General features: G+C 44.6%; 18 protein-coding genes. 1 reads left to right on the plus strand and 17 read right to left on the minus strand.

Features of this window, described 5'->3' with window-relative positions:
• Positions 1–66: 66 nt before the first annotated feature.
• The 3 genes from L4D05_RS15750 to guaB form a co-directional block, all read right to left on the minus strand.
• Positions 67–720 (minus strand): acetate uptake transporter, encoded by a 654-nt coding sequence (locus tag L4D05_RS15750; RefSeq protein ID WP_428794598.1) that lies wholly within the window; start codon positions 718–720, stop codon positions 67–69.
• A gap of 314 nt (positions 721–1,034) precedes the next feature.
• Positions 1,035–2,588, minus strand: coding sequence for a glutamine-hydrolyzing GMP synthase (gene guaA / locus L4D05_RS15755; protein ID WP_428752720.1), 1,554 nt, complete (start codon positions 2,586–2,588; stop codon positions 1,035–1,037).
• Between the two features lie 116 nt (positions 2,589–2,704).
• Positions 2,705–4,168: an IMP dehydrogenase gene (guaB, locus tag L4D05_RS15760; RefSeq protein WP_428752721.1), complete on the minus strand. Its 1,464-nt coding sequence runs from the start codon at positions 4,166–4,168 to the stop codon at positions 2,705–2,707.
• A gap of 243 nt (positions 4,169–4,411) precedes the next feature.
• On the opposite strand from guaB, the gene xseA reads away from it, so the two are divergent.
• Complete coding sequence (gene xseA / locus L4D05_RS15765) at positions 4,412–5,749, plus strand: exodeoxyribonuclease VII large subunit (RefSeq protein WP_428794577.1); 1,338 nt, start codon at positions 4,412–4,414, stop codon at positions 5,747–5,749.
• Positions 5,750–5,831: 82 nt separating this feature from the next.
• Here xseA and L4D05_RS15770 read toward each other — a convergent pair whose 3' ends face one another.
• From L4D05_RS15770 to hscA, 14 genes are all read right to left on the minus strand, one after another.
• Complete coding sequence (locus tag L4D05_RS15770) at positions 5,832–6,068, minus strand: zinc ribbon domain-containing protein (protein WP_428752724.1); 237 nt, start codon at positions 6,066–6,068, stop codon at positions 5,832–5,834.
• A gap of 443 nt (positions 6,069–6,511) precedes the next feature.
• A complete protein-coding gene (locus tag L4D05_RS15775; RefSeq protein ID WP_428794578.1) occupies positions 6,512–7,375 on the minus strand; it encodes an alanyl-tRNA editing protein in 864 nt (287 codons plus the stop codon).
• Between the two features lie 69 nt (positions 7,376–7,444).
• On the minus strand, positions 7,445–8,932 hold the full coding sequence (gene der, locus L4D05_RS15780; RefSeq protein ID WP_265676070.1) for a ribosome biogenesis GTPase Der: 1,488 nt from the start codon (positions 8,930–8,932) through the stop codon (positions 7,445–7,447).
• Between the two features lie 170 nt (positions 8,933–9,102).
• On the minus strand, positions 9,103–10,260 hold the full coding sequence (bamB, locus tag L4D05_RS15785) for an outer membrane protein assembly factor BamB (RefSeq protein ID WP_428794579.1): 1,158 nt from the start codon (positions 10,258–10,260) through the stop codon (positions 9,103–9,105).
• Positions 10,261–10,270: 10 nt separating this feature from the next.
• On the minus strand, positions 10,271–10,885 hold the full coding sequence (locus tag L4D05_RS15790; protein ID WP_428794580.1) for a YfgM family protein: 615 nt from the start codon (positions 10,883–10,885) through the stop codon (positions 10,271–10,273).
• A gap of 85 nt (positions 10,886–10,970) precedes the next feature.
• Positions 10,971–12,239, minus strand: a complete 1,269-nt coding sequence (gene hisS / locus L4D05_RS15795) for a histidine--tRNA ligase (protein ID WP_428794581.1) — start codon at positions 12,237–12,239, stop codon at positions 10,971–10,973.
• Between the two features lie 24 nt (positions 12,240–12,263).
• The gene (gene ispG, locus L4D05_RS15800; RefSeq protein ID WP_265676074.1) at positions 12,264–13,388 is read right to left on the minus strand and encodes a flavodoxin-dependent (E)-4-hydroxy-3-methylbut-2-enyl-diphosphate synthase; all 1,125 of its coding nucleotides are present in this window, start codon (positions 13,386–13,388) and stop codon (positions 12,264–12,266) included.
• A gap of 8 nt (positions 13,389–13,396) precedes the next feature.
• Entirely contained in the window at positions 13,397–14,362 is a 966-nt protein-coding gene (gene rodZ / locus L4D05_RS15805; protein ID WP_428794582.1) for a cytoskeleton protein RodZ, read from the minus strand.
• A 495-nt stretch (positions 14,363–14,857) separates the two neighbouring features.
• Positions 14,858–15,982, minus strand: a complete 1,125-nt coding sequence (gene rlmN, locus L4D05_RS15810; protein ID WP_428752735.1) for a dual-specificity RNA methyltransferase RlmN — start codon at positions 15,980–15,982, stop codon at positions 14,858–14,860.
• 185 nt (positions 15,983–16,167) lie between these two features.
• Entirely contained in the window at positions 16,168–16,593 is a 426-nt protein-coding gene (gene ndk / locus L4D05_RS15815; protein ID WP_428752737.1) for a nucleoside-diphosphate kinase, read from the minus strand.
• A 63-nt stretch (positions 16,594–16,656) separates the two neighbouring features.
• A complete protein-coding gene (gene pepB / locus L4D05_RS15820; RefSeq protein ID WP_428752738.1) occupies positions 16,657–17,952 on the minus strand; it encodes an aminopeptidase PepB in 1,296 nt (431 codons plus the stop codon).
• A gap of 176 nt (positions 17,953–18,128) precedes the next feature.
• Positions 18,129–18,329 (minus strand): Fe-S cluster assembly protein IscX, encoded by a 201-nt coding sequence (iscX, locus tag L4D05_RS15825; protein ID WP_428752739.1) that lies wholly within the window; start codon positions 18,327–18,329, stop codon positions 18,129–18,131.
• A gap of 21 nt (positions 18,330–18,350) precedes the next feature.
• Positions 18,351–18,689, minus strand: a complete 339-nt coding sequence (gene fdx / locus L4D05_RS15830) for an ISC system 2Fe-2S type ferredoxin (RefSeq protein WP_428752741.1) — start codon at positions 18,687–18,689, stop codon at positions 18,351–18,353.
• A 19-nt stretch (positions 18,690–18,708) separates the two neighbouring features.
• Positions 18,709–20,559 (minus strand): Fe-S protein assembly chaperone HscA, encoded by a 1,851-nt coding sequence (hscA, locus tag L4D05_RS15835; RefSeq protein ID WP_428794583.1) that lies wholly within the window; start codon positions 20,557–20,559, stop codon positions 18,709–18,711.
• Between the last annotated feature and the right edge of the window lie 3 nt (positions 20,560–20,562).

A 20,562-nucleotide genomic window follows, 5' to 3' on the forward strand; every position in this document is an offset into this window, starting at 1 on the left:
AAAAAGGGGGTAGCATTCGCAACCCCCTTTTATCATCCATCGTTCCCGAAATGAATGAATTCGAATTTATGCCGCAATTTCTTGCGTCGGTGCTTCTTGTACAGACGCTACTGACTCAGTTGGTTTTTTCTCACCAATTGGCATTACAGTGCGGCCATACTCATTGTTGATGACTTGTGCCATAGCAAAGTAGATAGCACTTGCACCACAGAAGATACCTTCAAAACCAGCAATAGTACCGATGAGTTCGCTACCAGTGAAATCACGAGCTGCCAATAAGAAAAACAAAATGGTTAGAGAACCAAATACAACTTGCTTAGCTACTGGGTAGCACAAAGAGCCGATAAACATGAAGCCAGTAAAGATACCCCATAACAACAAGTACCAACCCATAAAGCTCGCAGGGCTTGCTGGTAACCCCATGTATGGCATTACGATAAGACCAACCAATGTTAGCCAAAATAGACCGTAAGACGTAAATGCTGTCGTACCAAAAGTGTCACCACGTTTAAAGCACATCATGCCAACAAGAACTTGGCTAAGACCGCCATAAAAAATGCCCATCGCAAGGATCATTGAATCGATTGGAAAGAATCCAGCATTATGGATATTCAAAAGAATGGTAGTCATACCAAAACCCATTAGGCCAAGCGGCGCTGGGTTTGCGAGTTTGTTCGACATGTAAAAGAGCCCTGTTTCAAATTTAGTGACAAAAGTTATAGGAAAATTTTAATCTATTTCTGTGATAAGCAGCAGATCTCTTATCTGCAATCTTAGATTGATAATTTGCAGTTATCATTTGGCACACTCGAATTTCTGCTTGTATTGCTGTGAATTAACTCGCGTAACCTGAGTTAATTGTTTGCTTTTGCACAATAATTAGATGCAGAAAGCCAGCCATTTTTTCACTCAGTGATAAAGAGGTGAGAGACTAAAATGCAGGTCACTTTTAAATCTCCCCCCATTCATAAAAAAATATCTGAGCCCTAGATACAAAAAAACCGGCCTCAGCCGGTTTTTTCAATATTGAATGATTATTCCCATTCAATCGTTGCAGGTGGTTTGCCCGAAATATCGTAAACCACACGTGAAATACCGTTCACTTCATTGATAATGCGGTTAGAAACCTTACCTAAGAAGTCGTATGGAAGATGAGCCCAGTGCGCTGTCATGAAATCAATAGTTTCTACAGCACGTAAAGACACAACCCAATCGTACTTACGGCCATCGCCCATTACACCAACAGAGCGCACAGGTAGGAATACAGTGAAGGCTTGAGACACTTTATTATAAAGATCTGCGGCGTGTAGCTCTTCGATAAAGATAGCATCGGCACGACGTAGCAAGTCACAGTACTCTTTCTTAATTTCGCCAAGAACACGAACACCTAGACCCGGACCAGGGAACGGGTGACGATAAAGCATGTTGTATGGGAGACCTAGCTCAAGACCAATCTTACGAACTTCATCTTTAAACAGCTCACGCAACGGTTCTACTAGCCCCATTTCCATATCGTCTGGCAAACCGCCAACGTTATGGTGAGACTTGATCACGTGTGCCTTACCTGTTTTAGATGCAGCTGATTCGATGACATCTGGATAGATGGTACCTTGCGCCAACCATTTCGCATTCGATAGCTTTTTAGATTCTTCATCAAAGATATCAACGAATACGTGACCAATGATCTTACGCTTCGCTTCAGGGTCGTTCTCGCCTTCTAAAGCGGCTAAAAAGCGCTGCTCAGCTTCAACATGAATAATGTTCAGTCCGAACTTATCACCAAACATCTCCATCACTTGATCCGCTTCGTTTAAACGAAGTAGGCCATTATCAACGAATACACATGTCAGCTTATCACCAATCGCGCGGTGCGCTAGCATCGCTACGACTGATGAATCAACCCCACCAGAAAGGCCAAGAATAACTTCATCATCGCCCACTTGCTCTTTAATTCGAGCTACAGCATCTTCAATAATAGATTCTGAAGTCCAAAGCCCTTCACAGCCACAAACGTTAAGAACAAAGTTCTCCAACATTTTTAGGCCATTTTTAGTGTGCGTCACTTCTGGGTGAAATTGAACACCATAGTATTTCTTATCTTCATTTGCCATCGCAGCATATGGACATGTGTCTGTTTGCGCGGTTTTAACAAAATCAGATGGGATTTCAACAACTTTATCACCATGGCTCATCCAAACATCTTGAGTATTTTCAAGATCTTTAAACAAAGCAGACTCACCAGTTACTTGAACTGCAGCGTAGCCAAACTCACGCTCATCAGAGCCTGCAACTTTACCACCAAGCTGCTCAGCCATGGTTTGCATGCCGTAACAAATACCAAAAACTGGCACACCTGAATCAAACACGTATTGAGGTGCACGTGGCGAGTTCGCTTCAGTCACACTTTCAGGGCCACCAGAAAGAATAATACCATCTGGATTGAATTCGCGGATGTCCGCTTCTTCTACATCCCAACTCCAAAGTTCACAGTACACACCGATTTCACGAATACGGCGAGCAACAAGTTGAGTATATTGAGAACCGAAATCTAAGATTAGAATTCGTTGGTCATGAATATTTTTCGTCATTTTAGGCAGTCTTATAAGCTAAGTGTTGAAAACGGAGGCGAGTTTACTCGCCTCACATCTATGCTTCAAGGAAAAAAGCAAACGTTTACGTAAGAATTATTCTTACCAACGTTGAATTAACCTAAACGGTAGTTCGGTGCTTCTTTAGTAATCTGTACATCGTGTACATGAGATTCGTTTAAGCCCGCACCAGAAATGCGAACAAATTCAGCTTTGGTACGCATATCTTCAATCGTTGCAGAGCCTGTAAGACCCATGCTTGAACGAAGACCACCCATTTGCTGATGAACGATCTCTTTAAGGCGACCTTTATAAGCGATACGACCTTCAATACCTTCAGGAACTAACTTGTCAGCGGCATTATCTGTTTGGAAGTAACGGTCAGACGAACCTTGAGACATGGCGCCCAAAGAACCCATACCACGGTAGGCTTTGTAAGAACGGCCTTGATAAAGAATGACTTCACCTGGTGCTTCTTCAGTACCAGCGAACATAGAACCAACCATCACGCAAGATGCGCCAGCCACAATCGCTTTACAGATATCACCTGAGAAACGAATGCCGCCATCAGCAATAACTGGAATATCATGCTCGTTGGCAACAGAAGCCGCATCGGCAATCGCAGTAACTTGTGGTACACCTACGCCAGTAACGATACGAGTCGTACAGATTGAACCTGGGCCAATACCCACTTTAACCGCACTCACACCAGCATCAATTAATGCTTGTGCACCAGCAGCGGTTGCCACGTTACCGCCAATGATTTCTAGATCAGGATAAAGAGCACGAGTATCGCGGATGCGTTGAAGTACACCTTCAGAGTGACCGTGTGAAGAATCAATAAGCAATACGTCTACACCAGCCTCAACTAGTGCTTTAACACGCTCTTCGTTACCAGCGCCAGCGCCCACAGCTGCACCTACGCGTAAACGACCTTGTGCATCTTTACATGCGTTAGGCTTACGCTCAGCTTTATGGAAGTCTTTTGCGGTAATCATACCGGTTAGTTGGAACTCGTCATTAACAACAAGGACTTTCTCAACACGGGCACGATGCATTTCTTCTTGTACGTCTTCACGTGATGCACCTTCTTTAATCGCGGCTAAGCGCGCTTTAGGTGTCATTACAACTTCAACTTTCTTACTTAAATCAGTAACAAAACGAACATCACGACCAGTGATGATACCAACAAGCTCGTTTGTTTCTGTTACAACAGGGAAACCAGCAAAGCCATGTTTCTCAGTCAGCGCTTTAACGTCTGCAATGGTTGCTTCAGGGCGAACCGTTACAGGGTTAGTGACGACACCTGCTTCAAAGATTTTAACGAGACGAACTTGCTCAGCTTGTTGTTCGATAGACATGTTTTTATGAACGAAACCAATACCACCTTCTTGCGCTAGCGCAATGGCTAGGCGAGCTTCAGTCACTGTGTCCATAGACGCAGAGATCATCGGAATATTAAGATTGATATTCTTGGTCAACCGAGTGCGAAGATCGGCTGTATTCGGGAGAACGGTGGAGTGTGCTGGAACGAGTAAAACGTCATCGAACGTCAGCGCTTCTTTGGCAATTCTTAGCATTTGCAATATCTCACAACAGAGGAGTTTAAGGAATTAACCCGCCCTTATCGTTTCGCATAATAAGGGGTTTGGGCTAGATATTGCGGTGGGATTATACGCTGCGCGTAATCGCTTGGCTACTCATTTTTCCATTTTTTATTTGCATTATAGGCCTTGATATGTATTATGTTGTCGCTAATTTCCATACTCACGTCTTAGAGATTAGCTGTGTCCCTTTCTCCACGTTCCGTATCGAATTCCTCTGTGAAAAATAAGAACATTTTTACTGTTTCTCGCCTCAATGCAGAAGTGCGCTTATTGCTTGAAAATGAAATGGGTATTGTCTGGTTAGTTGGTGAAATTTCTAACTTTTCCTCTCCGGTTTCAGGCCATTGGTACCTCACGCTTAAAGACGCGCGCGCACAAGTTAAATGCGCGATGTTTAAAGGCAGTAATCGCCATGTCTCGTTTAAACCCGTCAATGGTAACCAAGTATTAGTTAAAGCGCGCTTATCGTTATACGAACCACGTGGTGACTATCAGCTCATCATTGAGTCGATGCAACCAGAAGGAGATGGTCGTCTACAGCAAGAGTTTGAAAAGCTGAAGATGTCGTTGGCCGCAGAAGGGCTCTTTGCGCAGTCATTAAAACACCCACTTCCTGCCCACCCTAAACGTGTGGGAGTCATTACCTCTAAGACTGGTGCTGCACTTTACGATATATTAGACGTTCTCAAACGCCGTGATCCTAGTTTGCCCGTCGTCGTTTACCCGACAACCGTTCAAGGTGAACATGCCGCTATTGAAATCGCACAAGCGATAGGACGCGCGAATAGTCGAAATGAATGTGACGTACTGATCGTCGGTCGTGGTGGTGGCTCTTTAGAGGATCTATGGTGCTTTAATCACGAAATCGTCGCACGAACCATTGCCGCAAGTCAGATCCCGATCATTAGCGCGGTAGGTCATGAAATTGATGTCACCATCGCCGACTATGTTGCTGATGTGCGTGCTCCTACCCCAAGTGCCGCGGCAGAGCTAGTCAGTAACGATACATCACATAAAAAGCAATCGCTAACCACAAAAGTACAGCAACTGCACAATATATTCAGAGTGTACCTTGCTGAGCGAAAGCATCAGCTACAACACAATATTCAAGCCTTAAACGCCTTGCACCCTAAGCATCAACTTCAGCGACAACATCAGCGACTCGACGAAGCCGAATATCGATTAACTGCTGCTATCCGTCGACGCTTGTCACAAGAAACGATGCGCCTAAAAGCAAAAGAACATCGCTTAGCACTAAATTCTCCGGTCAAAAAACTAAGTGAACAGCAATTTTTATTACAACAAAGTGAGCAACGTTTAAAGCAGGCTATGCAGCGTCAGCTCGTTCAGCTTCGCCATCAGTATACTCTCAGTGTAGAAAAGTTAGACACGGTAAGTCCATTGGCAACATTAAAACGCGGCTATTCAATTACGCAGGATTCGCAGGGCAGCGTCATTACATCTGCCGCGCAAGTGGAAGTGGGTAAGACAATAACGGCTAAACTCGATAAAGGCTCGATTGAGGCCACGGTCACAGCTATCACTAAGGGTTAGCCTGCGAGTACGAGCCCACATCAATTAGGTCATAAGTAGAGCCCAGTAATAACGCTATTACTGGGCTCTGCTTATCTGCTTATTAAGACTCTTCTAACAATTGAAATTCAGTCTGTACTCTTGATTTGGACTTCAATTCGTTACAGCTATGGCAGAAGTAGCTGGCAGAACCACACGCCTGTAGCTTTTCCAACACCGCAGAACAATCTGGGCAAAACGCCACTTTTCTAAAATGCTTGCTACATGATGAACAGTAATATTGCCCATCCCAAGTAAGAGCTGAATGACAACTCGGACACGGATTTTCTTGGCCTTGCATGCCATCTCCTTAATGAATCAATATGATGAGTACAAAGTTACAGTGAATTGGGGAACGCTTCACTCAGCACGATCTTAATGGCTTTGGTGCGAGGATTTTTTGATCTTGATGCCCTAGCGCTTTATCGCCCAAACTCGCCTCTCTTATCCAGTCAGGTAAATTTGCCGATTCTTTGACGTTCTTTACCTTCGACACTACTCTAAATAGGTATTAAAAGTATCACTTATCACTCGACACCCTAGCGATGCTTTTCACGATCTTATCTCGATCCTACCCAAAAGCTATGTTGATCAGCGATCTGCTACAAAAAGAACATTTATATAACCACACACCGAAAGCATAAGTTACATATCCTGCATTTGGACTACACACAGATTAATTAACTACAACACATCACGTAATAAACCACGAATCAGAATTTAATAAAAAGATCATTTTGAGCATCAGTTGATTACATAGGTATGCATACGTATATAAGTAGATTCTATTGTTTCGAGTTTAATTTGTGTCTTTGAAATTAAAGATGTGGATGTCACATGCGTGCCACCACAAGGCATAACTACAAGTGTGTCACACTTATTCCAATGCCAATATCGAGAACTGGTCAGATAAGGGCCCTCTAATTGCATCTGAATCGGCGATGGTTGAGATAACCATTGCGTTAGCAATGTATTCACGGCCGACTCTATTTCTACGATGTCTGAAAGTACATCAGCCGTATTCAAACCACGTTTCTTTAATGTTTTACCCAAGCGATATAGATCCACACACCTATCAGGAAGAACCTCACTTTGTTCTTGTGCGTAGCTATTGAAATCATAGTGCCCTAGCCCATCAATGCGATCCGCGACTTTTCTCCAATATTTATCGGCCAACACTTTATTTAGTGCTAAAGAAGCAATATGACCAGCACTATGCCCGCGACTCAGGCTCGCTTGATAATCAGCATCGACCTCTAACGTGACGGTTTGTCCTTGTGTCAGCGCTAACCTTTGAGAGAGGCGATGAACCACAACAAACACCCAACCTTCCGTATCACGCTTTACGGGTATCGCTTCAGCGACATAAAGCTCACTCGTCGCTAACTCTATTGCACCAACCAAACAATCACTCACGTCTATACGATTGCCATCGATGGTCATCCAACCACGATCAGCAGGATGATCGGGCCATATGTGACTAACAGGATGAAACGGCGTACTTTCAACCACTACATCCGTATACGCTTGCCCTGCTACCTGCAGTTGGACGACACTTTCAAGCTTAGTCACTTCATGGCAAAAAAAAGTTTTCGTTGCTGTAATCATATTTCTGCTTCCCTAAACTAAAAAAACGCCCACTGATAATCAGCGGGCGTCTCTATTTTTTCTTACGCTTTATTTCTTAGTACGACCTTTCATCATGGTCATTAAGCGTTTGTGTTTTCGCTCTTGCGACAACGTCATCTTGTTCGATTTACCTTCAAATGGGTTTTCACTGTTTTGGAATTGAATCCTAATCGGCGTTCCCATGATCTCTAAAGCACGACGATAGTAATTCATCAAGAAGCGCTTGTAAGAGTCTGGTAGTTCTTTCACTTGGTTACCATGAACGATAACGATGGGTGGGTTATAACCACCAGCATGCGCGTATTTAAGCTTCACGCGTCGACCACGAACCATTGGTGGTTGGTGATCATCCGTTGCCATCTTCATAATACGAGTAAGTACAGAAGTACCAACACGTGTCGTCGCTGACTTATACGCTTCTTGTACCGATTCGAATAAGTGACCAACACCTGTACCGTGCAATGCTGAAATGAAGTGAATACGAGCAAAATCAACAAAACCTAAGCGGCGGTCGAGTTCTTTTTTAACATGCTCTTTAACATCGTTATCCAAGCCATCCCATTTATTGACTGCGATAACGATAGAACGTCCCGCATTCAATGCAAAGCCAAGTAAACTAAGATCTTGGTCTGAGATATTTTCACGCGCATCAATAACCAATAATACAACGTTGGCATCTTCTACGGCTTTAAGTGTTTTCACCACAGAGAATTTTTCGACAGTCTCATTGATACGACGACGACGACGAACACCCGCAGTATCGATCAATACATATTCGCGCTCATCACGCTGCATTGGAATATAGATAGAGTCACGAGTCGTACCTGGCATATCGTAAACGACCACACGCTCTTCACCAAGAATACGGTTGGTCAACGTTGATTTACCAACATTAGGGCGACCAATGATCGCTAATTTAATTGGCTGGTCTTGCAGACGCTGAAACTCTTTCTCCGCTTCTTCTTCCGTGTATTCCAGTTGCTCTTCTTCTTCATCTTCAAAATCAGTCAGATCTTCAATCTCACCATTTTCTTTTTCAAGAGCTTCAGCAAAAGGATTTAACGCACGGTCAATCAGAACGGATACGCCACGACCGTGAGCGGCCGCGATTTGATACATGTCATCAACGCCAAGCTTCCAGAATTCAGCACTAGCTACATCAGCATCAATACCATCAACCTTGTTAACCACTAAGATCGCTGGTTTCTCAATCTTACGTAGATGTTGAGCGATTGCTTCATCTGATGGCGTTAGACCAGCACGGCCATCAACCATAAACAGCACAACATCCGCCTCATCGATTGCGGCTAATGACTGCTCTGCCATTTTTGTTTCAACACCTTCTTCAGTGCCATCGATACCACCAGTATCGATTACAATGAATTCATGCTCACCTAGCTTCGCCTGACCATATTTACGATCTCGAGTCAGTCCAGGAAAATCTGCAACCAACGCATCACGAGTGCGAGTTAGCCTGTTAAACAGGGTCGACTTACCTACGTTTGGGCGTCCCACTAGGGCAACAACAGGTACCATAATAACCTCTATACTTATCTTGTTATGTGGTTATAGGTAAATTCGAGCTTTCCTATAACCACACCATTATCCATCTATCCGCGTACGAAAAGATCCTTTTGCTTCGCAGCAATAAAATGGCTCCTAACTGAAATCAGCAAGGAGCCTTATGTGAATTATATCACGATTTTTTATTTGATCGTCAGTTTCTTTATTTCACCATCACGATTCACGATGATGTAGCCACCCGGCACCATGGTTGGACCGACCGACAAACCGCTTTCATTCGTCATTTGCTGAGAAACAAAATAGCCCGTTTCTCTATCTAACCAGTGTAAATAACCCAAGCTATCTCCGACGACGACAAAACCATCAACAATCACAGGTGCAGTCAACAAACGGTTTTCTAACAGCTTGTTTTCCCATAGCTCAGTGCCACTTCGAGCATCTACAGCAACAATATGATCGTTGTCTGTGATGAGATATAGATTACGACTATCCGTTGCCATATCAGTTGCTGAAGAGTAGTTACGCTTCCAAATAGGGTTACCTGAGCGTAAATCAATAGAGATGAGTTGACCGTTAAAACCAATCGTATATAGCGTACCACCAAGAATAATCGGCGATGCATCTACGTCTACAAGGCGATCAATTTCAGTCGCCCCTTTCGGAGTTCCCACTGGTTGTTGCCAAATTAACTGACCACGCTCTACGATAGCAGCTGCGAGACGTCCGTTCGCCGTTCCCCAGAACACGCCACCAGAAATAGCCGCAGGCGCACTATCGCCACGAAGCGTTAAGTTTGGAACATCAGTACTAATTGCCCAGCGTTCTTCACCACTGCTTTGCTCAAGTGCTACTAATAATCCTTGGCTAGTATGCACTATGATTAGGTTGGCATCGGCTACTGGTTTTGCCAGCACTTCACCATTAACCTCAGCACGCCATACGACCTCACCACTCTCGACATCAAGAGCAATCACTTCACCGTTTTCGCTACCGATATACAGTTTTTGGTAAGCCGTTGCAATACCACCAGACAAGCGAGCTGAGTCATCCTCTTCAAGGTCAACTTGCCACAATGTGTTACCACTTTCCGGATCGTACGCTTTTACGACGCCATCTCGACTGGCAACAAACAATTTGTCATAGGCATACGCTGGCGACAATTTGGAAAAGAACTGCCCTATGCCACTACCAATACTTGATGACCACTCGGTTGCCGGTGAAAATTCACTGTCTACAACTGGCAGTGGTGCCATGATGACCGTATCTTCCTCACTCGAACAACCAGCCAGTACGCCCAGCACCGAAATAGAAAGTAGAACCTTCTTAACGAATCTATTCATCGGCTAGCCCTTACTTGGCAAGATCATCCAGTTTAATCTGCAGCGCTTGGCTAGCATCTTGCGCTTGTTGCGCTTCCGTATAAGCAGAGTATGCAACATCACGTTCACCAGCGTTTATAGCAATGTCACCACGAAGCTCAGCCACTCGACCCGCCCACGCTTCATCAGTGATTTTGTCTAGTTCCGCTCTTGCACCATCGATATTCTCTTGCTCAGCCATAATTCGTGCAATACGGTAAGTGACTAACGGAGAAACTGCCGCATCTTTGGTATTCGCTTGCGCCCACTGAAGTTGCACTAACGCTTGATCAAGCTCACCTGCTTCAACTTGAGCTTTTGCCAGTTGCAGCGCTGCTAGTACTGAATACTCTGTCGCCTTGCTGGTATCAATGAAGCTTTGAACTTCAGCACTGGCGTCAACGCCTTGTGCAGTAATTGCTTCTACTACGCTTGTATATTGTTCAGACGCTGCTTCTTGAGCTTGAATCGCTGAATCTTGGTAAAAACGCCAACCGAACAAGCCACCTAAACCAACGACAACACCTAATACAACGGCTTTGCCATTTTCTTGCCACCAATCTTTGATCGCTTCTACTTGTTGCTCTTCAGAATCGTAGAGTTCCACTTCCTGTCCTCTTAAAAATAATATCGTCACTGTCTAACAAAGAGGTCGTTACTCAACCACCTCTTATTCGTTACCAAGACAGGACTTAAATAATATCTGCTAATTTAGCGGTTAACTCATTTAGCGCAACAGTTTCCTGCGTGCCACCTTGCAAATCTTTGACCACGACCGTGTTCTCAGCCACTTCATTTTCGCCAAGCACAAGCGCGTAGACCGCACCTACTTTATCTGCTCGCTTAAATTGTTTCTTAAAGTTACCACCACCAAAGTGATTCATCACGCGAATACCTGGGATCGCTTCACGTAATTGCTCTGCCAATTTCACGCCTGCGATCATGGTTCCTTCACCAGACGTCACCACGTACGCATCAACACTACGACGTACATCAGTCAGCTCCAATGTTTCCATCATAAGCACAAGGCGTTCTAGACCCATAGCAAAGCCGACTGCTGGCATTGCTTTGCCACCAAGTTGCTCTACAAGACCATCGTAGCGTCCACCGCCACAAACCGTGCCTTGCGCGCCTAAGCTATCAGTAATCCACTCAAATACTGTTCGATTGTAGTAATCTAAACCACGAACCAAACGTTGGTTTACCGTATAGGCAATACTCGCTGCGTCTAACAGTTCACATAGACCTGAGAAATGTGCTTTAGACTCCTCGTCTAAGTAGTCCGCCAGTTCCGGTGCATCGACTAAAATCGCTTGAACATCTTGGTTCTTGCTATCAAGTACGCGCAAAGGGTTAGTATGCATGCGACGTTTGCTGTCTTCATCCAACACATCAATATGCTGCTCTAAATGCGCAATCAAAGCGGTACGATAGTTGGCACGAGCCTCAAGTGAACCGATGGAGTTTAGCTCCAAACGAACATGTTCATGAATACCCAGCTCACGCCATAGACGTGCTGTCATCATGATCAATTCAGCATCGACATCAGGGCCATCAAGACCAAAAACTTCTACACCACATTGGTGGAATTGACGGTAACGACCTTTCTGTGGACGTTCATGACGAAACATGGGGCCCATGTACCATAAACGCTGCTCTTGGTTATAAAGCAAGCCATTTTCAATCCCTGCACGTACACAGCCAGCAGTCCCTTCTGGGCGCAGTGTCAGGCTATCGCCATTACGGTCCTCAAAGGTGTACATTTCTTTTTCTACCACGTCGGTGACTTCACCAATCGCACGGCGGAATAAGTTTGTCATCTCAACAATCGGCATGCGGACTTCATTGTAGCCGTATGCACTGACAACTTGTTTAACCGTATTCTCTACTTTTTGCCAAAGAGGAGATTGTGTAGGAAGGCAGTCATTCATGCCTCGTATTGCTTGTATAGTTTTTGCCACAGTTAAATACCGTTATCGTTGAGATTATTTGTCGTCTATCTGACTAATATTGATTCGATTGTTTTCGTCTAAAATCGAGGCTTTCGCGCGAATTTTAGCTTCTAACTTACTAATAAGATCATCGTTGTCTAAGCGCTCTTTTTGACGTTTACCATCTTCGTAAAAAGCACTTTTTTTGTTACTGCCTGCTAACCCTAAGTGAGATACTTCAGCTTCGCCAGGACCATTCACCACGCATCCAATGATCGAAACGTCCATTGGTGTAATGATATCTTCTAAGCGCTGTTCCAGTGCATTCACGGTGCCAATAACGTCGAATTCTTGGCGAGAGCAACTTGGGCAGGCAATGAAGTTAATACCACGAGAGCGAATTCGCAGTGATTTAAGAATATCAAAGCCAACTTTAATTTCTTCTACCGGATCAGCTGCTAACGAGATTCGCAGCGTATCACCGATACCTTCAGCTAACAGCATACCGAGACCAACAGAAGATTTAACCGCACCAGCTCGTGCGCCACCCGCTTCGGTAATGCCTAAGTGCAAAGGCTGATCAATTTTCTTTGCTAGCAATCGGTAAGAGTCAACCGCAAGAAAAACATCGGATGCTTTGACGCTGATCTTGAATTGATCAAAGTTCAGGCGATCTAAAATATCCACGTGACGCATAGCAGACTCCACCAACGCTTCAGGTGTTGGTTCGCCATACTTCATTTGAATATCTTTTTCTAAAGATCCGCCATTCACGCCAATTCGAATTGGAATATTGTTATCTCGAGCGCAGTCGACCACAGAGCGAATACGTGCCTCGTTACCGATGTTACCTGGGTTAATGCGCAAGCAATCGACACCATACTCTGCCACCTTTAAGGCAATCCGATAATCAAAATGAATATCGGCAACTAATGGAATCGACACTTGCTTCTTAATTTCTCGAAAGGCTTCTGCAGCATCCATAGTTGGTACAGAAACGCGGACAATATCTGCCCCGACATTTTCCAACGCTCGGATCTGAGCAACAGTCGCTTGCACGTCTGTTGTACGCGTGTTTGTCATGGATTGAACGGCGATTGGTGCGCCGTCACCGATAGGTACATCACCCACATAAATACGCGTAGATGGGCGACGTTTAATTGGAGATTCGTGATGCATATTGATTTCTAAGGTAAGGTGAATCGAGCTACTTTGCCTGAAGTATACCCAGAAAGGTCGACAGGTTCACTCGCAAATGTCATAGAAACCTTTTCTGGAGCGCCTAAGATGATTTTAAATGGTGCTTTACCATTCACATCAACTAGCTCTCCCGGCTTCTTGATTCCTGTCGTCACGGTTTTTCCATTGGCATCTTTAACTTGGATCCAACAATCACCTTTAAACGACATGGTTAAATTGGTTAATCCGTTCTCAACTGTTTTTTTTTCTTTCGCTTGTGCTGTGGCCGACTCTTTTAGCTCGCTGTCCGTCGTTACCGCATCATCAGCTTCAACAACGGCATCCGCAATAGCACCCGACTGCGCTTGCGCCGCTTCTGTCTCTGAGCTTTCTAGTACAGCGGACACATCAAGCGTTTTAACTTGTTCGGTTGCCTCAGCAGGCAAGGTATCAAACGTGGTGTCTTGTGCTGTATCAGGCTCGATATTCATCTCTGCCACTTCCGCAGCAGGTTCACTGGTATCCGCAATTTCAGACAAGGTGTCCTTTTGCTGGTTTTGCAGCCACCAGACCGATGAAATACCGATGATGACAGCAAAAATACCCCACGTGAGCTTCATGATTCGGCTATCGTGTTTTTCTTTATTCGTTTTCTGTGAAAAGCTTTGCATCTCTTGTTCGCTGTGTTGAGCCTCACCATGATGGTCAATCGCCCCCAGCACTTCTTTTTCTTCTACACCCACTGCTTTGGCATAGGAGCGAAGGTAACCTCGGGTAAAGGTTGCCACAAGCTCACCATCGAATTCATTGGATTCAATTTTTTGAATAATCGCAACTCGCAAACGGAGTCGATCAGCAATCTGCTTTTGAGTCAGCCCTAATGCTTCTCGCTTTTGCTTTAAAATGGTTCCAGCTAAGACAACGTCTTTTTCTTCTAGGACACGCTCTGTACTTTGATTGCTATCTGTACTCATTAATTCTGTACTTCTTATGGTTGTGACTGAGATTCACACACGCTTATTTCATTTTATTTATCGGTGTTTACGTATCATCAATCTAGTAAATCGTATGCACTAACTGTATGTACAGCCTAGTCCCTAATGGTCATCGTCGACACTACATCCATTGTTAAAATGGTCGACATTAAAAATACGTTTGCACGTTGAGAATTTTTCTCAATATCTGAGATTCACCATCTCTAATGCCCCATGATAGTCGATTCTATTCATGAGTTAAAATAACCAATCGTAAATCAATGCGAATACTGACTATTTTGATTAAAAAATAACAATACTTACCTTGATCAGGCGACGCTTTGAACTATTTGATTAATAAAAACAATATTTGTTCCCTAATAGCAAAAATATTTGTATAGCTTTGTGGCAGCGATCGGATAATTTCGTCAGATTATTCACTCAGTCGTAAATACAAAAAAGCCAAGTCGAAACTTGGCTTTAGAGTGCGGTGCATTATAGCGTTTTAACCGGAATCTCTTCCGCGCCTTTTTGGCTGATTTGCTTAGTACGTTTTGTACGGTCAATCACATCACCCACTAACTGACCACAAGCTGCATCAATATCATCGCCACGTGTTTTTCGTACCGTGACCGTATAATCATACTGCATCAAGGTTTTCATGAAGCGATCAATTCGTGAATTGCTTGGCTTTTTATAAGGCGAACCTGGGTACGGGTTAAATGGAATCAAGTTAATCTTAGCTGGCGTGTCTTTTAGCAGCTCTGCTAATTCTCGCGCATGGTCCATGTCATCGTTAACATGATCAAGCAAAACATACTCAACTGTTACACGGCCGCGGTTTGCATTTGATGAAGCAATGTAGCGCTGAACAGAAGCTAAGAAATCTTGGATATCCCAACGATCATTGATAGGCATGATTTCGCTACGTAGCTTATCGTTTGGCGCATGCAGCGAAATAGCCAATGCGACATCAATATTACCTGTCATTTGATCAAGTCCAGAAACCACGCCTGAAGTCGATACCGTAATACGACGCTTTGATAACCCAAAACCCAGATCGTCAAGCATTAGCTCTAGTGCTGGTAGCAAGTTCTTCATGTTAAGAAGTGGCTCGCCCATTCCCATCATCACGACGTTAGTGATAGGACGACGACCGGTTTCTTTTTGTAAGCCAATTTCTCTCGCCGCACGCCAAACCTGTCCAATAATCTCAGACACTTTTAGATTACGGTTAAAGCCTTGTTGAGCCGTAGAGCAAAATTTACACTCAAGCGCACATCCGACTTGGGATGATACACACAATGTCGCTCGATCTTCGTCTGGAATATAAACCGTTTCAACATCTTGGTCGCCTACTCGCATCGCCCATTTAATGGTGCCGTCCGATGAGTGCTGAGCTTCTGAAACAGTTGGGGCTTTGATTTCAGCCACTCTCAACAACTTCTCACGAAGCTTTTTGTTGATGTTGTTCATTTTCTCAAAGTCATCACAACCGAAATGGTAGATCCACTTCATTACCTGATCAGCACGAAAGGCTTTTTCGCCGAGCTCTTCTTGAAAAAACTTACGCAAGCCCTTGCGATCAAAATCGAGTAGATTGACTTTTTGTACGGTCATGTTGCCTCTTAAATGACGAAGATTCTGTTAAGGGCGCGAATTGTACAGCCTTTAGGCTCCTGCAACAAGCGCTACAAAACCCTAAAATAATAAGGCTTTCATTTATAAGTGAACATTTTTTATACAAGCCAATGGTCAGGCAATAAAAAAGGAGGCTAGCGCCTCCTTTGTATTATCGCCTTCAATTAACGAGGGCAGATTTCTGACTCTGGAAAGAAGAATTCAATTTCGCGAGCCGCTGACTCAGGGCTATCTGAACCATGAACCGAGTTATAGCGCATGCTCAATGCGTAATCAGCACGTATCGTCCCACAGGCCGCTTCTTCTGGATTGGTTTTACCCATTAATTCACGGTAACGACTAATCGCATCTTCACCCTCTAACACTTGAACCATAATTGGTCCCGATGTCATGAATTCACGCAGCGCCGGAAAAAAAGGTTTTCCTTCATGTTCAGCATAAAAACCTTTGGCTTGCTCATCCGTTAAGCGAACCATCTTCGCCGCGACGATACTCAGACCAGCCTTCTCTATTCTGTGGTAGATCTCACCGATAAGGTTGCGCTCAACAGCATCGGGTTTAACGATTGAAAATGTTCTTTCTAGGGTCATCGTTCTTCCTTTCAGTTTTTGTAATCTATTGCTTTTTATTTCGCAATTTCTTGGCTTATGCCATTATTTTTTAGCTTGCTCTACTAGCAACCGAGCTAAGGTACGTGTTCCCATACCAGTCGCCCCCGCGGCCCACTTGTCTGAAGCAGACTTACGGTACGTGCCAGCACAATCAAAATGCACCCAGCCCTTTTGGTAGTCTTCAACAAAGTAAGACAAGAAAGCAGCTGCCGTACTAGCGCCTGGGGAGTAATCTCCGCTGCTAATATTAGACAGATCGGCAAAATTTGATGGCAACATATTACGGTGAAAATCAGCAAGTGGAAGCGGCCAAAGCCCTTCTTTCTCTTGATTAGCATTCGTCAGAGCTTGATGAGTCAACTCATCATCAAACGACATAATAGCGTGGTAGTCATTACCAAGCGCATTCTTCGCCGCGCCAGTTAATGTTGCACAGTCGATGATCATTTCTGGGTTTTGCTCGCTCGCAAAAATCAGACCATCGGCCAGTACCAAGCGGCCTTCAGCGTCAGTATTCATGATTTCTACTGTTTTGCCATTCTTATAAGTAATAACATCACCAAGCTTTAATGCCCTGCCTGACACCATGTTTTCAGCGCAACAAAGAATAAGCTTCACTCGCTTGTTTAAGCCACGAAGAATCGCTAACCCTAACCCGCCAGTAATGGTCGCGGCCCCACCCATGTCGGCCTTCATTGCCGTCATGAAGTTTGATGCTTTCAAACTATAACCACCGGAGTCAAAAGTAATCCCTTTACCGACTAAACAAGCGAACACTGGCGCTTCAGGATCACCGGTTGGGTTATAATCCAGTTGTAGCATGGCAGAAGTACGAGCAGATCCGCGACCGACTGCAAAAATGCCAGTCCAGCCTTCAGTCAGCAAGTCTTTATCTTTAACAATGCGGTAAGTGACATGCTCTGGCGCAGTGGATTTAATAAATTCAGCCGCCATAGTCGCAAGTTGACGAGGTGCGACTTCTTCCGCACTTTTATTAATAATATCGCGCGTCCAGTCGGAAGCTTTTATGCGAGCATTTAACTCATGAGTATCGGCCTCGCTTAAAGACGGAAGCTCTACGGATGTTGTCTTCTTAGGGTTACGATAACCTTGGTAAAAAGCCCAGGTAGCTTCTAAATCCCAGTTTTCACCCTGTAGACTCGCGCATGTGATGCCTTGCGAGTCCAATTTTCGAGCCGCTCTTTGAATAACATCTAAGTCTAGATTCTCGGCGAGATGAATTGTCGTACCTGACTCTGAATAAGAAAGAGTCGCACCTTCTCCCCATTGTGATGGTGCCATTTCTTGGCTCAGAAATACCGACAGTGCATTAGACATGGTTTCTCCTTGTCTGGTCCATTATATGTTTCGTCATATTGGTAACTATCGAGATGTTAGCATTATGTAGAGTCAATACCAATGACATGCCCATCCGAATTAATAACAATGTAACAACTGAATACAAAAAAACGGGCCATAGGCCCGTTTTCATCACAGTATGTCAAATAATCGACTTATTCGTACTCATCCATCCAGCATAATATGACGGCTTCTAGAATTTTTTCATTAGAACGATTAGGCTCATCATCAAACTCTTCTAAATCAAGAATCCACTGATGCAAATCGGTAAAACGAACCGTTTTAGGATCAGTGTCTGGAAACTTGTCACACAGCTCAATAGCAATATCACGTGAATCCGTCCATGTTAAACTCATAAGCTCTCCTTAGCAGACGCTTTAATGATCTTCTGATGCGTGATTAAGGGTATATTTAGGGATCTCAACAACCAAATCTTCATTCATCACTTTTGCTTGGCAGCCTAAACGAGACTCCGGCTCAAGACCCCATGCTTTATCCAGCATGTCATCTTCTAACTCATCACTTTCGTCAAGAGAGTCAAAACCTTCACGTACTACTATGTGACAAGTGGTACACGCACACGACTTTTCGCAAGCGTGTTCAATTCCGATGCCATTTTTTAGTGCAACGTCTAATACCGTTTCACCTGGCTTCGCTTCTAAAACTGCACCTTCTGGACACAGGTCCTCGTGAGGTAATACAACAATTTTTGGCATGACTACTTGGTCCTTACTTTTAAATATTGTCAACTGATTGACCAGCTAATGCTTCTCGGATGGATTTATCCATACGACGAGAGGCAAAATCTTGGCTGGCTTTATCAGTGTCTTTAATACCTTGCTCAATAGCATCAGCGTTGTCGCCATTGCGTAATTGAATCAGTGCTTCTATCGCGCTTACCAGCGCTTGTTTACCTGCATCATCCAATAGTTCATCGCCATCAGCTTGCATTGCGGCAACTAATCCTTCAATCACTCGATCCGCTTCAACACGTTGCTCTGCGAGCGCTCGCGCTAACATGTCTTCTTTCGCGTACGTCATCGAGTCTTTCAACATGTTCGTGACTTCATCATCACTTAAACCATAAGAAGGCTTCACCTGGATTTCAGATTGCACACCTGTGCTTTTTTCCATCGCAGTCACTGACAGCAGACCATCAGCGTCGACTTGGTAGGTCACTCGAATATGCGCCGCACCCGCCGTCATTGGAGGAATGCCCTTTAAAGAAAAGCGCGCTAACGAACGGCAATCGTCGATCAGCTCACGTTCACCTTGCACAATGTGCACCGACATTGCCGTTTGGCCATCTTTAAATGTGGTAAATTCTTGTGCGCGGGCCACAGGGATTGTGGTGTTGCGCGGCACAATTTTCTCCACTAACCCACCCATGGTTTCGATACCCAGAGACAGTGGAATCACATCAAGAAGCAGCATTTCTGAATCTGGTTTGTTACCCACTAGAATATCCGCTTGAATCGCAGCGCCAATTGCCACCACTTCATCAGGGTTAATCGATGTTAGTGGTGTTTTGCCAAAGAATTCACCAACCATTTCACGAACCAGTGGTGTGCGGGTTGAACCACCAACCATCACGGTTTCTAAAACTTGTTCTGCATCGACTTCTGCATCACGCAACGCGCGACGACATGACATAAGCGTTTTCTTTAATAAAGGACGAACGATGTCATTAAATGTTGAGCGTGTGAGTTCACCTTGCCAACCGAGCACAGAAACCGAGGTGCTTTCCGCGTCACTTAAATCAATCTTTGCTTGGGTCGCCGCGTCAAGAAGCTCACGCTGTTGCGCCGACGTTAGCTCAGTGAGTCCAATGAGCGCTTGGAAGTGATCGGCAATAAGATGATCAAAATCATCGCCCCCTAGCGCAGAGTCACCGCCTGTTGCTAATACTTCAAATACCCCTTTTGATAAGCGTAAAATTGAAATATCAAATGTACCACCGCCTAAGTCATAAACGGCAATCACGCCTTCTTGACCACTATCTAGCCCATAGGCGATAGCCGCAGCAGTTGGCTCGTTAAGTAAACGAAGTACGTGCAAACCGGCAAGACTGGCCGCATCTTTGGTTCCGACGCGCTGAGCGTCATCGAAATAGGCAGGCACGGTAATGACAACACCAGCAAGCTCACCACCCAACGAGGCTTGGGCACGTTCAGCGAGTGTTTTCAGGATATCCGCAGACACTTGAATTGGGTTTTTATCTCCTGCAGCAGTTTGCAGAACAGGCAGCCCATTAGTACTTTCAGACAATAGATAAGGCAATGAAGGATAGCGAGCTTTTACATCAGCTAAAGAGCGTCCAAGTAATCGCTTAACCGACACGATCGTATTCTCTGGATCTTTGGATGCGTTATTTCTTGCATCGTAGCCAACGGTCACCTGATCTTGCGCATAGTGGACGACAGAGGGTAAGATCTTGTTGCCATGAGAATCCGCGAGCGTTGCCGCTTCGCCACTTCTTACGCTAGCCACGAGTGAGTTAGTTGTCCCTAAATCAATTCCTGCTGCCAGTTTGTGTTCGTGTGGTGCAGAACTTTGTCCCGGCTCTGCGATTTGAAGTAATGCCATTCA

Source organism: Vibrio nomapromontoriensis, assembly GCF_050337205.1.
Lineage (GTDB): Bacteria > Pseudomonadota > Gammaproteobacteria > Enterobacterales > Vibrionaceae > Vibrio > Vibrio nomapromontoriensis.